The 14826-nt window shown below is 28.5% G+C and carries 13 protein-coding genes; 5 read left to right on the top strand and 8 right to left on the bottom strand.

From position 1 onward, the window contains the following. Positions 1-210 precede the first annotated feature (210 nt). The 6 genes from FVE75_RS04195 to FVE75_RS04170 all read right to left on the bottom strand — a co-directional run bounded on the left by FVE75_RS04195 (position 211) and on the right by FVE75_RS04170 (position 8678). Positions 211-1005 (bottom strand): TraX family protein, encoded by a 795-nt coding sequence (locus tag FVE75_RS04195; protein ID WP_147005351.1) that lies wholly within the window; start codon positions 1003-1005, stop codon positions 211-213. 137 nt (positions 1006-1142) lie between these two features. After that, entirely contained in the window at positions 1143-4169 is a 3027-nt protein-coding gene (locus FVE75_RS04190; protein ID WP_147005350.1) for a type I restriction endonuclease subunit R, read from the bottom strand. A 41-nt stretch (positions 4170-4210) separates the two neighbouring features. Then, complete coding sequence (locus tag FVE75_RS04185) at positions 4211-4771, bottom strand: restriction endonuclease subunit S (RefSeq protein ID WP_147005349.1); 561 nt, start codon at positions 4769-4771, stop codon at positions 4211-4213. A gap of 40 nt (positions 4772-4811) precedes the next feature. Then, entirely contained in the window at positions 4812-6107 is a 1296-nt protein-coding gene (locus FVE75_RS04180; protein ID WP_147005348.1) for a restriction endonuclease subunit S, read from the bottom strand. Next, a complete protein-coding gene (locus tag FVE75_RS04175) occupies positions 6104-7111 on the bottom strand; it encodes a virulence RhuM family protein (protein WP_147005347.1) in 1008 nt (335 codons plus the stop codon). The genes FVE75_RS04180 and FVE75_RS04175 overlap by 4 nt, the downstream gene beginning before the upstream one ends. After that, positions 7104-8678: a type I restriction-modification system subunit M gene (locus tag FVE75_RS04170; protein WP_147005346.1), complete on the bottom strand. Its 1575-nt coding sequence runs from the start codon at positions 8676-8678 to the stop codon at positions 7104-7106. The genes FVE75_RS04175 and FVE75_RS04170 overlap by 8 nt, the downstream gene beginning before the upstream one ends. A gap of 274 nt (positions 8679-8952) precedes the next feature. Here FVE75_RS04170 and FVE75_RS04165 point away from each other — a divergent pair, with 274 nt between their 5' ends. The 4 genes from FVE75_RS04165 to FVE75_RS04150 all read left to right on the top strand — a co-directional run bounded on the left by FVE75_RS04165 (position 8953) and on the right by FVE75_RS04150 (position 12283). Then, positions 8953-9621: a DUF969 domain-containing protein gene (locus FVE75_RS04165; RefSeq protein ID WP_147005345.1), complete on the top strand. Its 669-nt coding sequence runs from the start codon at positions 8953-8955 to the stop codon at positions 9619-9621. After that, complete coding sequence (locus FVE75_RS04160) at positions 9621-10562, top strand: DUF979 domain-containing protein (protein ID WP_147005344.1); 942 nt, start codon at positions 9621-9623, stop codon at positions 10560-10562. Before FVE75_RS04165 ends, FVE75_RS04160 begins: the two co-directional genes overlap by 1 nt. A gap of 75 nt (positions 10563-10637) precedes the next feature. Continuing rightward, positions 10638-11279, top strand: a complete 642-nt coding sequence (pcp, locus tag FVE75_RS04155) for a pyroglutamyl-peptidase I (protein ID WP_147005343.1) — start codon at positions 10638-10640, stop codon at positions 11277-11279. Between the two features lie 380 nt (positions 11280-11659). After that, the gene (locus tag FVE75_RS04150; RefSeq protein WP_147005342.1) at positions 11660-12283 is read left to right on the top strand and encodes a hypothetical protein; all 624 of its coding nucleotides are present in this window, start codon (positions 11660-11662) and stop codon (positions 12281-12283) included. Between the two features lie 275 nt (positions 12284-12558). On the opposite strand, the gene FVE75_RS10915 is transcribed toward FVE75_RS04150, so the two are convergent. Together FVE75_RS10915 and FVE75_RS04145 are read right to left on the bottom strand one after the other, a co-directional pair. Continuing rightward, positions 12559-12702 carry a hypothetical protein gene (locus tag FVE75_RS10915; RefSeq protein ID WP_172618745.1) on the bottom strand — a complete coding sequence of 48 codons (144 nt, stop codon included), beginning with the start codon at positions 12700-12702 and terminating at the stop codon, positions 12559-12561. Positions 12703-13090: 388 nt separating this feature from the next. After that, positions 13091-13417, bottom strand: a complete 327-nt coding sequence (locus FVE75_RS04145) for a PTS lactose/cellobiose transporter subunit IIA (protein ID WP_147005341.1) — start codon at positions 13415-13417, stop codon at positions 13091-13093. A 458-nt stretch (positions 13418-13875) separates the two neighbouring features. Here FVE75_RS04145 and FVE75_RS04140 point away from each other — a divergent pair, with 458 nt between their 5' ends. Further along, positions 13876-14181: a PTS sugar transporter subunit IIB gene (locus FVE75_RS04140; RefSeq protein WP_147005340.1), complete on the top strand. Its 306-nt coding sequence runs from the start codon at positions 13876-13878 to the stop codon at positions 14179-14181. Positions 14182-14826: the final 645 nt, after the last annotated feature.

The following is a 14826-nucleotide window of genomic DNA, read 5'->3' as shown; positions in this document are numbered from 1 at the left end:
CACATTTTTTATAAAAAAACAAGAGTATTTGTGTTTACAAATTTTATTATTAATATTTTTGTAATAAAAAACGCACCTCTTGTCATATATCTTAAAATTTGGGGTGCATATTTATCTTTATATGAATTTCTCTATCCTATTTTACTATTAAGAAATTCTATAAATTTATGATTAAATCCCTTTTTTGTTACAATACTTATATCGTTTAGTTCAATAAACGATGTATTTCTTTAAAAAAATATAAATCATTACAATTAACAAAAGATGTAATGGATAAAAACTGTAAAACATATATTTTGTAATTTTATTATGAATACCTTGCTTTCCATTGTAGAGCCATATGAAAACTAATGAAAATATTGCAAATGATTGTACTGGTGCATATATTTTATTTCCAAAAAGATTAAACGAAAAATCATATCTTGGTATAAGAAAAATATTTATCCATGCTAACAAGATAATTTGAATTACAAAATTCCACCATTTTCTATTTCTAAAAAAATAAAATACTAAAACCATCATAATTCCATATTCTAAATAATCACTAACTATAAGGCGTGTAATAAACATAGCTAAAATACTTATAATAATTTTTCCAAAAATTTTTACTATTACAGGTAAGTTATCTTTATTTTTAATTTTTTCAAGCAAAACTAACATATATAAAGCAATCCCAAAAGTCCATAAAACATTATTAAATGGAAAAAATATCGATGGACTCCCAAATACAGAAGTACTTACCAAAAGATTAAAAGGTATTTCTGAAATAACAGCAAAAATAAAAATACGCTTTAAATATTTACTCCTATTCTTTGTTTTATAAAACCCCTCTACAAGCATAAAGGCAAAAATAGGAAAGGCAAGTCTGCCTAAAAGATTCATCCATATCTGATTCTGATTAACAAAAAATACATTCCATAAATGGTCTAATATCATAAACGAAATAGCTAAAATATGCAGTGTGAAAGAATCTATCCCTTTTAAAAATATATTTTTTTGATTCATTTTATCTCCTAATTTTTTTGTCTAGATGAAATATTTTCGATGTATCTCATCAATTTCTTTTGCTTTTAACCTTTAATATCAAATCACAAAAATAACTATTATACTTTTCAATAGTTATTATTCAAAAAAACAGAAATCTAAATCCCAATAAAAATTTCCACTATATTTCTTATTTTCTGTAATACAGTCTGTTTTTTCACCTCTCTTGCTCCCTTTCTACGTGAAGTTGGTGGTAGGATGCTGTCTAATTCTGCACCAGCATAATCAACAAATCCTTTATTTATAGATTTTTCTATAAAACGTTCTGAATCTTTCTTTAAACCCTCATTTTCTATTAATTCATTAATTTTTATTTTCTTTTCTTTATTTGCATATTTATAGAATGATTCAAGAATATCACTGCTATTTTTCAGTTCAGATAAATCAGTTTTGTTAATAAAATTCATGACTAAATCTTCTTTAGCTCTTGTTCCTAGACTTGTTCTAATGATTCTACGTATTTCAGATTTTAAAGTTTCAATATCGTCGTGTTCTTCTGATTTTTTCAGAATCAGTGATAGAATATAATCTAAATTTATTTCATCTGTTTTCAGTAAATCAATCTGGAATTCAACATTAGAAAAATCGATTTCTTCTTCTCCATTTTTATTTTCATTATTTTTTCTGTCATTTCTTATATCTTCACAAATATCCACATAAACACTTTTCATATCCTGCATCTGTCTATCTGATATTATTTTTTCAAAGTTTTCAAATTCATCAAAATTCCTAAGTATATTTTCTGATTTAAGTAGCTCTCCAAATAATTCTGCAAATTCTTTTTTCTCTGAATCAAGTTCTATTTCTACTGGATTTGGAAACTTATCAACTATTTCATTACATAAATCAACATATCCTTTCATTGATTTTCCTGTTTCTTCATCTGTGAATCCATTAATGTATTCATCATAACTTTTTTCCAGAATTACATTAACACTGTTTTCATCTCCGAAAGTTTTTATTGCATCTTCGGTAGCTTTTTCAAGATTTCTGAAACATACAATGTTACCAAATGTCTTAACTTTATTTAAAATACGGTTTGTTCGGGAAAATGCCTGAATTAAACCATGGTATCTCAAATTTTTGTCAACAAAAAGTGTATTTAAAGTTGGAGCATCAAATCCAGTAAGGAACATTCCTACAACAATTAAAAGATCTATTTCCTTATCCTTAACCTTTTGGGATAAGTCCTTATAATAGTTCTGAAATTCCTTTCCATTTGTAGAATAATTAGTTTTAAAATATCCGTTATAATCAGATATTACTTTATCTAGAAATTCTTTAGAACTTGAATCCATCGCACCTGGTTCAAAATTTTCGTCAGGAATATCTCCTATTGCGTTCTGTTCTTCATTAGCAGTAAAACTATATATTGTCGCTATTTTTAGTCTCTTTTCTTCAGAAATATCCCTCTGCTGTTTTTTAAACTCTTCATAATAAAGTTTTGCCGCTTCTACGCTTTGCACTGCAAACATTGCATTAAACCCAATTAATCGTCTATGTTTCAAATCATACTGTTCATTTCTATGAGTTTTTGTATTATACACTTTTAAGATATATTCTGTTATCTCAGAAATACGTTCAGGATGCAAAAGCATTTTCTTTTCAATTGCCTTAATCTTTTTTTCGTCAGTTTCACTTTCAGCAGATTTGAATTTTGGTCTGATATCGTTGTAATCAACTTTAAATTTTAGAACTTTTTCATCCCGAATGGCATCCGTTATAACATAACTATGAAGCTGTGCTCCAAAAATTCCTGCTGTTGTTTCAACTCCAAGAGCATTTTCAGGAAAGATAGGAGTTCCTGTAAATCCAAACTGATAATAATGTTTAAAAGATTTTCTGATATTCTTCTGTGCATCTCCAAACTGTGAACGATGACATTCATCATATATTATTACACAATGTTTATCATAAATTTCGTGATTTGAATTTTTCTTAACAAATTCATTCAATTTCTGAATTGTTGTAACAACTATTTTATTGTCCTGTTTTTCTATACTTCGTTTAAGTTCCTTTGTATCCTTGCTTCCATTTACGCTATCAGGCTGAAACTTCTGATATTCCTTCATTGTCTGATAATCCAAATCTTTTCTGTCAACTACAAAAAACACTTTGTCTATATAATCAAGCTCTGTAGCAAGTTTTGCAGTCTTAAAGGAAGTCAAAGTCTTACCTGAACCTGTTGTATGCCAGATAAATCCTCCTGCTTCTATTTTTCCTGCTTTTCTACTTTGAAAGCTAGATTCTATTTTCCACAAAATACGTTCTGTTGCTGCAATCTGATAAGGTCTCATTATAAGGAGTGTATTATTTGAGTCAAAAACACAATATTTTGTCAGCACTTCAAGCATTGTACGTTTTTCAAAAAATGTTGCTGTAAAATCTTCCAAATCCCTGATAACTCTATTTTTTGCATCTGCCCATTCACATGTAAATTCATAATGATTTTTATTTTGTGCAGTAGTATTTGCAAAATAACGTGTATAAGTTCCATTTGAAATTACAAATATCTGCACATATTTATAAAGTGAATTTTCAGTATTGAAGCTTTCCTTACTATATCTATGAATCTGGTTAAATGCTTCATGAAGATTTACACCACGTTTTTTCAATTCTATATGAACAAGCGGCAGTCCATTAACCAGTATAGTTACATCATAACGGTTATTATGAGTGCCTTCCTGCCTAATCTGATTCGTTACCTGCAAGAAGTTATTGTGAATATTCTTTTTATCAATAATTTTTATATTTTTTAGATGTCTGTCATCAAATATAAAATCATAAATATGATTTTCCTGAATTTTTCTAGTTTTTTCTATCATACCGTCATTTGGTGAATCAAGAAATTCAGCTAAAAAACGTTTCCATTCTTCATCTGTAAAAGTTACTTTATTCAGCTTTTCAATCTGTATTTTTAAATTTTTATACAAATCATTTGATGTTTTTCCATTAAACTTCTCATAACCCTGCTGTACAAGATTTTTTATCATGCTTTCTTCTAATTCTGCTTCACTCTGGTAAGCTTCCTGTACTTGTAGTATTTTTTCATAATTAGCTAAAATAATTCCATTTGTCATTTCAGCAATAGTTGATGTTTCATAAACTGCACTTTTTTCTGACATTTAAAAATTCACTCCTTTTATATTCTCCCCCTTCTAAATGTCTATTTTTCAAAATTCAATAATTTTTCCCTGTAATATTCATACTGTTTCTGTCTTAATTCTATTTCTTTTGGTAATCCCTGTGATAAATCATTGACTAAAGCATCAAACTTATCCAGAATTGATACGATATATTCTTGTATTGGCAGTGGAGGTAGCATAACTTCTATTTTCGACAGTTCATTTAGGTTAATTGCTGGTACCCCAGCTTCTTTTTTTAATAATATAATCTGATTAGAATTCAATAAATAATAATATAAATATTTATTCATTAATATTTTTTCATCTTTTGACTTTATTCCATAACATAAAGCTCCAAGCCAAAATTTTTCTGATTGAAATCCTACAAATCCTATTCCTCCCTGTCCTCTTGATGGAGTTGTAACTGTATCTTTTTCATGATTAAAAGAAAAAATATATCCTGTTTCTGTTGTTCCAGCATTAATATATTTATATTTTGCTATTTTATTAGTTTCGTATATTTCTTCTTTAGGTTTTTTACCAGTTTTTATATTACAAATCTCTCCTAATGTTTTCCACTCAACTTTATCACTTACATCTATTCCAACAACTTTTCCTGCTTCTTTAAGTAATTCAAAAAATTCACTCGTTATTTGTCGCTGTGCTGTGCTGTGCTGTGCTGTGCTGTGCTGTGCTGTGCTGTGCTGTGCTGTGCTGTGCTGTGCTGTGCTGTGCTGTGCTGTGCTGTGCTGTGCTGTGCTGTGCTGTGCTGTGCTGTGCTGTGCTGTGCTGTGCTGTGCTTAGAGCATATCTTTCTTCTTTATCAAATGTCAATAGTTTTTCTCGATAATATTCATATTGTTTTCTTCTTTGTTCTATTTCTAAAGGAAGCAGTCCTTTTGTATCAGAAAGAAGTTCCTGAAACCTATCTAAAATTTTTACAATTTTATTTTGGATTTCTATTGGAGGTAATAAAACTTCTATTTTTTCAATATCATCTCTTGATAACCTTGGGACACTTGCTTTTCTGACTTTAGATTTTATTAAGTTTTGCTTATTTAGCAAAAAATAATATAAATACTTATTTAAAATATCATCTGTTGTTATTACAAGTACATCATCTGCAGCCCAAAAATCCCTATCTTGGTAAAAAATCTCTCCTGCTGCTCCAGCTGTGACAATGCAAGTCTTTCCTCCATCAAAATTTTTATTGTTATAATATCCTAAAGGAGTTAAACTATTTTGAAATACAGGATATTGACCATTTTCATGTAACTCCCTTCTTATTAATCTTTTTCCTCTACTTAATTTAGCTATTTCAATTAATTTTGTTTTATGAATTACATTGTTTGATTGTATAAAAATCTTATTTGAAATTTTATTTAAATAATCTTCACTTAATAACGTATCTCTATAATAGTTATACTGCTTATTTCTTGACTGTAATTCTGTCTGTAATTCTGTAACACATTTTGTGAAATTGTCAAGTATTTTTACAATTTTTTCTTGTATTTCTAGTGAAGGAATTGGAATTTTAAAATCTTTCAAAATTGGTAATGTAATATAAGGTATAGAGCCTGTTGTTTTATTTTTATCTATATATTTTTTTACAAATGCTTTGAAAAAATAATATAAAAATTTTATATCTATATTCTCTTCTGAAATTTCTATAACATATGTTCGTTGATATGCATCAAATTTACCTGAATATAAATTTACATGCCCTATTCTACTACCATTTCCAGATAATAAAATAGCTGTAGTATCAAAAGAATAAGTATCTATCTTACTTGGAATTTCATTACATGTAAAAAAAGGATACTTCCCATTTTCTACTTTAACATTTGCATTTAATTTACCTGTAGAAATATTACAAACTTCCCCCAACTTCTTCCACTCTACCTTTTCATCCTTTAAAAGTTCATCTATAAAATTCATTCCTTACCTCCCTTCTTACTACTTTTAACTTTTGTTTCGATATTCTTAATTTCCTCAAGATAATCTCTTTCAACTTTACTCAATGTATTTGCCTGATATTTCTTATATTCTTTTTCTACTTTATTTGTCATTTGGTTATGTGATATTTCCCCATTTCCGTCAAGCAAATTTTCTCCAGTAGCTGTCAGAATTCTATCTACATGCTCTATCCAATCTTTCATTGTCATTGTAACTTCTTTTTCTGCCTGTCTTTCTGCAAAGTCTAAATATCCTGAAACTAATTGATTTAAACCTTTAAGTTCCTTTTCTGTCAAATAATTCTTAGCAATTTTCGCTTCACTAAGAGTAGGTAGTTCACCCTTAAATGTTGAAAGTCCCATAAATTCCTTATCACTATCAACACGATTATAAATCAGTTCACTTGCTGTATGATTATGTATTGCAAAATGCATCTTATTCTGAACTGTAGCAAAAAAACATTTTGCTTCGTTGCTTTTTGAGTTATAGTCAACACTTGTTGCAAACAAGTCTAAAACTTGTCGATAAAAAACCTTTTCACTTGAACGGATATCCCTAATCCTATCCAAAAGTTCTTTAAAGTAATTTCCACCACCTAAGTTTTTAAGCCTTTCATCATCCATAGCAAAACCTTTAATTAAATATTCTTTCAAAATAGTTGTAGCATAATTTCTAAACTGTATTCCTCTTGGCGAACGTACACGATATCCAATAGCCAATATCATATCAAGATTATAGTAGGCAACTTTACGTCTAACCTCTCTTATTCCTTCATTTTGAACTGTCAACTGATAGTTGACAGTTGCTTTTTCCAATAATTCTCCATCTTCAAATATAGCTTTTATATGTTTACTCACATTCTGTTTCGTTGTTTCAAAAAGTTCTGCAATTTCCAGCTGACTTAGCCATACTGTTCCATTTTCCAGCTTTAGACTTATCTTTGACTTTCCGTCCTCTGTATTATAAATAATCATATCATTACTCATTTTCAAGCTCCTTTACTATCTCATTTATGGAAGCTCTGAGTACATCCATTCTTTTTACTGTTTCCTCAATTTCCTTATTTAGCACTTTAATATCAATTATCTCTCGTGTATCTTCTTTTTCAACATACATAGAAACTGACAGATTATAGTCATTTTCCATAATTTCACTATTATCTACCAATCTTGCAAAATATTCTACATCTGCTCTTTCCTTAAATTCCTTAACTATCGTTTCAATATTTTCAGGATTCAAAATATTATTATTTGTTTCTTTTTTAAATTCCTTGCTTGCATCTATAAAGAGCGTCTTATTTTCTGCCTTATTTTTTGCCATTACTAAAATACAAGTTGCAATAGATGTTCCAAAAAATAGATTTTCCGGCAGCTGTATCACACAATCTACAAAGTTATTATCCACTAAATATTTACGAATAGTTCTTTCTGCTCCTTTACGATAAAAAATACCAGGAAAACATACTATTGCTGCTCTACCTTTGCTAGATAAATAACTTAAAGAATGCATTATAAATGCATAATCTGCATAAGATTTTGGTGCGAGCTTTCCAGCAGGTGCAAAACGTACGTCGTTGATAAGTGTCGGATCGCCGTCCCCTATCCATTTTATCGAATACGGAGGATTGGAAACAATTGCATCAAAAGGCTTTTCATCATTATGTAACGGATTAAGTAATGTATCTCCACGTTTTATTGAAAAATTATTGTAGTTTACATTATGTAAAAACATATTCATACGAGCCAGATTAAAGTTAGTCATATTTATTTCCTGCCCAAAAAATCCTTCATCAATAATATGTTCTTCAAACTGTTTTTTCATCTGAAGTAATAAAGAACCACTTCCACAGGTTGGGTCATATACCTTATTGATACTTGTTTTTCCTTCCATTACAAGTTTTGCCAAAAGTTTAGAAACTGTCTGTGGTGTAAAGAATTCTCCTCCAGATTTTCCAGCATTACTGGCATAATTTGAAATCAAATATTCGTATGCATCTCCAAAAGCATCTATATCATTATCCTGAAAACTTCCAAAATTAATTTCAGAAATCCCTATTAAAATATCTGCTAATCTTGTATTCTTCTCTGCTACCGTTCCACCTAGACGGTTACTGGTTGTATCGACATCTTCAAACAATCCTTTAATATCATTTTCCGATTCAAAACCGATAGCACTTGCCTCAATGGATTTAAAAATATTAGCCAAATCAGTATTTAAATTTTCATTATTTCTCGCTGTTTTTACAACATTCTGAAATAATTGGCTTGGCAAAATAAAAAAACCTTTATCTTCTACTGTATTAGGTCTAAAATCTTCTTCTGCTTCTGCATCAGAGATATTTTCATAATTGAATTCTAAATCTCCAGCTTCATGTTCTGCCTTATTAAAAAATTCCACCATGTTCTCAGAAATAAATCTGTAGAATAAAATTCCTAAAATATACTGCTTGAAGTCCCAGCCATCTACTGCTCCACGTACATTATCAGCAATAGACCATATTTTTCTATGCAGTTCTGCTCTTTGCATCATCTCATTTGACCCTTTATTATCCATTTTTTATTTCTCTCCTAATTTTAAAATTTTTGTATTTTTTGTATTTTTTGTATTTACAATATATTTTATTATAAAATTTTTTAAAACACAAGTTTTAATAAATAAAAATTTGTCTTCTTCCAGCATATTTTAAATTCTTTTATTTTATTCCTGATTATTAAAAAATTCATCAAAAATATACAATTTTTCCTTTAAACTATTGCATTTCTGTCACTTTAAAGGTAAAATTATATTATAAAAACTTTTTTAGGGAGGAAAACTTATGAATTTATAGATACTTATTGGTATTGTTATTATTGTAGTAGGATTCACATTGAAGCTTGATGTGCTGGCAGTGGTGCTTACTGCTGGTATTGCTACAGGAATCGCTGCGAAAATGGATTTTTTAGAAATACTTGGAATTATTGGAAAGGCTTTTGTGGATAATAGACTTATGTCGATACTTCTTATAAGCTTGCCAGTTATTGCAGTCCTTGAAAGATATGGACTTAGAGAGAGGAGTGCAACTTTAATTGAAAAATTGAAAAATGCGACTGCTGGTAGAATTTTAGGACTCTATATGGTTATTCGTTCTATTGCAAGTGCGTTATCAATCAGAATTGGAGGGCATGTGCAGTTCATCCGTCCACTTATTTACCCAATGGCTGAAGCAGCTGCAAAATCTCACAAAGAACAGGAGCTTACAGAAAAAGAAACTGAAGAACTGAAAAGTTTGAGTGCTGCAATTGAAAATTACGGAAATTTCTTTGCTCAGAACATATTTATCGGTGCATCAGGACTTCTTCTGATTCAGACTACATTACAGGAAAATGGATACAATGTGTCATTAAAGCAATTAGCATTATTCTCAATCCCAATGGGAATTATCACAATAATCTTGACCTTTATTCAAGTTTATATTTATGATAAAAAAATAACAGCAAACAAAGGAGGTAATAAATAATGGATGTAAAAGCCCTTTTAAAAATTTTAACAGAAATTGTTTATATCCTTTGTGGATTTGTCAGTATTGCTACTGCGATTAGAGGTCTGAAGAATGAAAAATCAAGAATAGGAACATTTTTATTCTGGTTTATTCTTGGAATAATATTTATTTTTGGACCTGTTATTCCATACAAAGTTACTGGTGGACTACTTGTAGTTCTTGCTATAATTACTGTAACAAAACAACTTCATATAGGAAAATTTGAAAATATTTCATCACAATTCAAAATTGCACAAAGTGAAAGACTAAAAAACAAAATTTTCATTCCTGCCGCATTAATTGGAATTGCCGCTTTTCTAATACTTCAGTTTAAAATTGGAAAAACTGCAATACCGCCTGCATTAGGTATCGGTGGAGGTTCACTTGTTGCACTGTTAGCAGCTGCTATTATTATAAAACCAACATTTAAAGAAACAAATGAAGATACTTCAAGACTTCTTATGCAAATTGGTGCTACTGCCATTCTTCCACAGCTTCTTGCAGCATTAGGTGTAGTATTTACAAAAGCTGGTGTTGGAAAGGTCATAGCCGGAAGTATTTCTTCAGTTGTACCAACAGGAAATATTTTTATAGGAATTATTATTTATGCAGTTGGAATGGCTGTATTTACTATGATTATGGGAAATGCCTTTGCTGCTTTTTCAGTAATAACTGCAGGTATTGGTATACCTTTTATCATAAAGCACGGTGGAAATCCAGCTGTTATAGGTGCTTTGGGAATGACTGCAGGTTATTGCGGTACCCTTATGACTCCAATGGCGGCAAACTTTAATATCGTTCCTGCTTCAATCCTTGAAATAAAGGACAAGTATGGAATTATTAAAATTCAAGCTCCAATGGCTTTATTGCTACTTTTATCACACATTGTACTTATGCTATTTCTTTTTGGAGTAAAATAAATATCAAAAATTTAATTAATATAAAGAAAGGAGTGCATGAAATTATAAACCGTTATAGTATCGTGCAAAAAATATATGAAAATACTTGTTACAGGTTTTGACCCCTTTGGAGGAGAGCCTATAAATCCTGCTATTGAATCAGTAAAAAAATTACCTGATAATATTGCAGGAGCCGAAATTATCAAACTGGAAATTCCGACAGTGAAAAAAAAATCTATTGAAAAAATTGAAAAGGCTATTGAAGAATACAATCCAGATGTTATCCTGTCAATTGGGCAGGCAGGCGGAAGATTTGACATTTCCATCGAACGTATTGGAATAAATCTTGATGACTTCCGAATTCCAGATAATGAAGGAAATCAAACTATTGATGAACCAATTTTTCCAGATGGAGAAAATGCCTATTTCGTAAATCTGCCTGTAAAAGCCATGGTAAAAAATGTACAAAAAAATGAAATTCCAGCTTCAGTTTCATACACTGCAGGAACTTTTGTATGTAATCACGTTCTTTATGGTACTCTTTATCTCGTAAACAAAAAGTATAAAGGTAAAAAAGCTGGATTCATCCACATTCCATTTTTACCACAGCAAGTTATCGACAAAAAAAATACACCTTCAATGGAACTAAATGCCATTGTAAAAGGATTGACTGCAGCGATTGAAGCTATTGTAAAAAACGATGAAGACATCAAAGAAACTGGCGGAACTGTATGCTAAGAACTATAAATTAATTTGAATTTCAGACAAAAACCTGTTTTCATTTAAAAATATCTTGAAGCAGGTTTTTTCTATTACAAAGTCTATTTTTCTTATTCTCTAAGTCTTGTTGTTTTTAAATCCTAACTTTCTTTCTATACAATTACTTCCTTTTATAATTCAAATTTTTCTAAGACATTTTGAAATAATTGCTCTATAGTTATATAAATATTAAAATTAATATAAGTAAAAATAAATTGAAAAAACAAAAAAATTGTGGTAAACTTATTAAGTAAGGTATGATTGGATTTTTTTAAGTAATTATACAATAAATAATTTCTTGAAATTATTCAAATATATTTTTATTTTACTTTGTCTAAAGTAAAATTAGGAGGTAATTTATGAAGAATAAAAAGAAATTGGTAATTATAACTTCCATTTTGGCAGTAGGTATTCCACTACTGGCTATTGGGACACAATCAATATTAAAAAAAGTAAGGGATGATTATTACAAAACTCAAAAAGAGCAGATTGAAGCTGAAAAAGCCAGGGAAAAAGCTGAAAAAGAACAAAGATTAGCTCAAGAAAAAGCCGAAAGAGAAAGGCAGCTTCAATTAGAAAAAGCTGAAAAAGAACAAAAAATTGTCAGCGAAAAAACTGAAAAAAAACAACCAATAATTACTGGTCAATCTTCACAAAAAAATAAAAATGGAAAGGAAAAAGTTAAGATAAATAACGCAACTCCAACTTTTACTCCTACAACAACCGTTGTAGAAAAACGTGAATTAACACCAGAAGAAATAAAAAGAGCTAAAAAAGCTTTAAAAGAAGCAAGAGCTAGTTACTTTAGCGGTAATAAAGCCGCAAAATTGTCAAAAAGTTCAAAAAGTACTGATAAGATTATAATAAAATCTGACAGTAAAGGAAATGTTGAAGCAATAAGACAGACCAAAGAACAAAATGACAAAGCACAAAAAATCTTAAAAGAAATAAGAGAAAGTTATTACAAAGACAAAAAGAAATAAACACATATCAAAATGACTCATTTATGGGTCATTTTTATTTATAAATAAAAAACCTATTTCAAATCAAATACATCTAAAATAGGACATTTTTTTATAAATTGTTTTCAAACACATAGAAATTTTTTACAGTTTTTTATTATATACTCAAACCTATTTGAAATTAAACTACTAAAAATTATATTGATTAGGGTTTGAGTAAAATAGTCATAGCCTTTTGAGTTTAGTTTTAAAGCAGTTTTACTATACAATTTTTATCTTTTCATTATTTCAAATCCTTACTTCCCTCTTCCAAAATCTTTATTTGACAAATTATTTGTAACAATAGTCTTAACTTTTATTTTGTCTTTTCTCTGCAGTAAAAATGGAAGATGGTATCTGTTTGCACTTTTTCCATTTCCTATAATTCCTATTTTCATCATAATAATTATCCCTTCTATTCAATTTTATAAGTCAATCTGCTTAAAGATAAAGTACGAATATCTAAAAATCAATGGAATAGCTGTATACAACCTAAATTCTACACTCACTTTAAACTAAGATTTATTTTAAAATATTGTATAATTTAAAAGAGAAAAATTCAAATAAAATATCACAAAATGATTTTTATTCTAAAAATTCCCCTTTTAAACAATTTATAATTCTTTAGTATCTTTTACAATTTCTTATGATAAAAAAGTTTTTTATAACTTCATTATTTAACAAGATTTAGTCTAAATTTCTATATTTAGAATACAGGACATTTACACATAAAAGGATATTTTTATACCCAATTATACTGTTTAATATATTTTAAAATTCAATACAAAACTATTTTTGTTCCAGCCTCTTATACACTTCGATAAATTCATTCGCTAATTCTTTAAACAAAATTGCTGTCATCAAGTGATCCTGTGAGTGTACCATGATTAATCCAACATCAATTTTTTCTCCTCCAGCTTCGCTTACAATCAAATCTGTCTGTAATTCATGTGCCTTTAGCATTTCCTCGTTAGACTGCTTCATAAATTCTTCCGCTTCATCAAACTTCCCTGCTTTTGCCGCATTCATAGCCTGATAAGCCAAACTTTTAGTTTCTCCTGCATGTCCAATCAATGTCATCGCAATCATTTCAATATCCAATACTTCTTCAGCCATAGTAAATCCTCCTAAAAATAATTATATTTTATTGTATTAAAATTTATTCTTAATATTGTTATAACACACGTTTTTAACTATGTCAATTTTATATATTTTATTAATTTTTCTATTAATTAACCCATAATTTCAATATTTTCTTAAAATAGACGATTTAAAAATCTACATTTTTTCGTGTATAATATTTATTAAGAAGTTAAAAAATATAAAATTATATTTTAATTTTTAAAAATATTAGATTTATATCCTTTATTAAAAAAATTTACAATAAATTCATTATTAAAATAGAATTTTGTATAAAACAATTTATAGATTAAAAAACATAATTTTTTATAAAATTTGACTTCTAAAAAATTGGTGGTATACTATGAATGTAAAAGTTAACCTTATTCAGAACAAAACAATGAAAATATATTTAAAAGTAAATTTTTTGGCAAGAGAAGAAAGGGTGATTAAAAATGAAAAAAATCTTATTATGCTGTGCAGCAGGAATGTCTACTAGTCTATTAGTAAACAAAATGAAAGCTGAGGCTGAAAAGAGAGGGATTGAAACTAAAATCTGGGCAGAGCCTCTTGATAAAGCAAAAGAAGAATTTAAAAAAGCAGATGTTGTCCTATTGGGACCACAGGTTAAATATGCTTTACCTGAAGCAAAAAAAATTGCTGAAGAAAATAATATTAATATAGATGTGATTAATATGGTTGACTATGGAATGATGAACGGGGTAAAAGTACTGGATCAAGCCTTAAATTTGCTTAAATAGTTCCATTTAATTGTGTTTTATTAGAAGTTCAAATACTGAAAAAATCATTTTAATCATTAATAAAAGTTATGGTTAAATTAATAAAATATATTTTACAAAATACATTTTTTGTGGTATATTATTTGTAGAGTAAAATAATAAATAAAATTTTAAGGAGTGATTACAATGATTAAACAAACTTGGATTTGGTGGAAAAAATTAAATACAATTTAATATTTTTTTGCCAGCTATGTTGAAATTTATTGTAATTACTATTATTAAATATTGTGAGAAAAGCATTGGTGAAACAAAATCAATGCTTTTATTTTATACAATTCTCTTAGTCGGTAAAACGATTTAAGAGAATTTTTTTTATAAATTTCAACTAACACTAAACCTCATTTAGAAAATAGAAATAAAATTCTATAACAATTAATTTTATAATCTTAATTAAAAAAATTAAATCTAATTTTTAAGTATCCCTCTTAAAGACTTTTATAATTTTATTTATAAATAGTATGGTTAATAATAGTTCTTTTATTTTTTTATTCAAGTTTTTTGTAACGTAAGGGCATCAAACACCATGCCCTTACAACCCCGCTTTACGCAAAACTTTCTTATAAAGAAAAAATAAAACTCGCTTCGTAAAACTATGCTCAAACAGTT

It is taken from the genome of Leptotrichia hongkongensis (genome assembly GCF_007990635.1).
Lineage (GTDB): Bacteria > Fusobacteriota > Fusobacteriia > Fusobacteriales > Leptotrichiaceae > Leptotrichia > Leptotrichia hongkongensis.
Note: the sequence above shows the minus strand (reverse complement) of the source record. Positions and strands in the feature narration are given on the sequence as shown.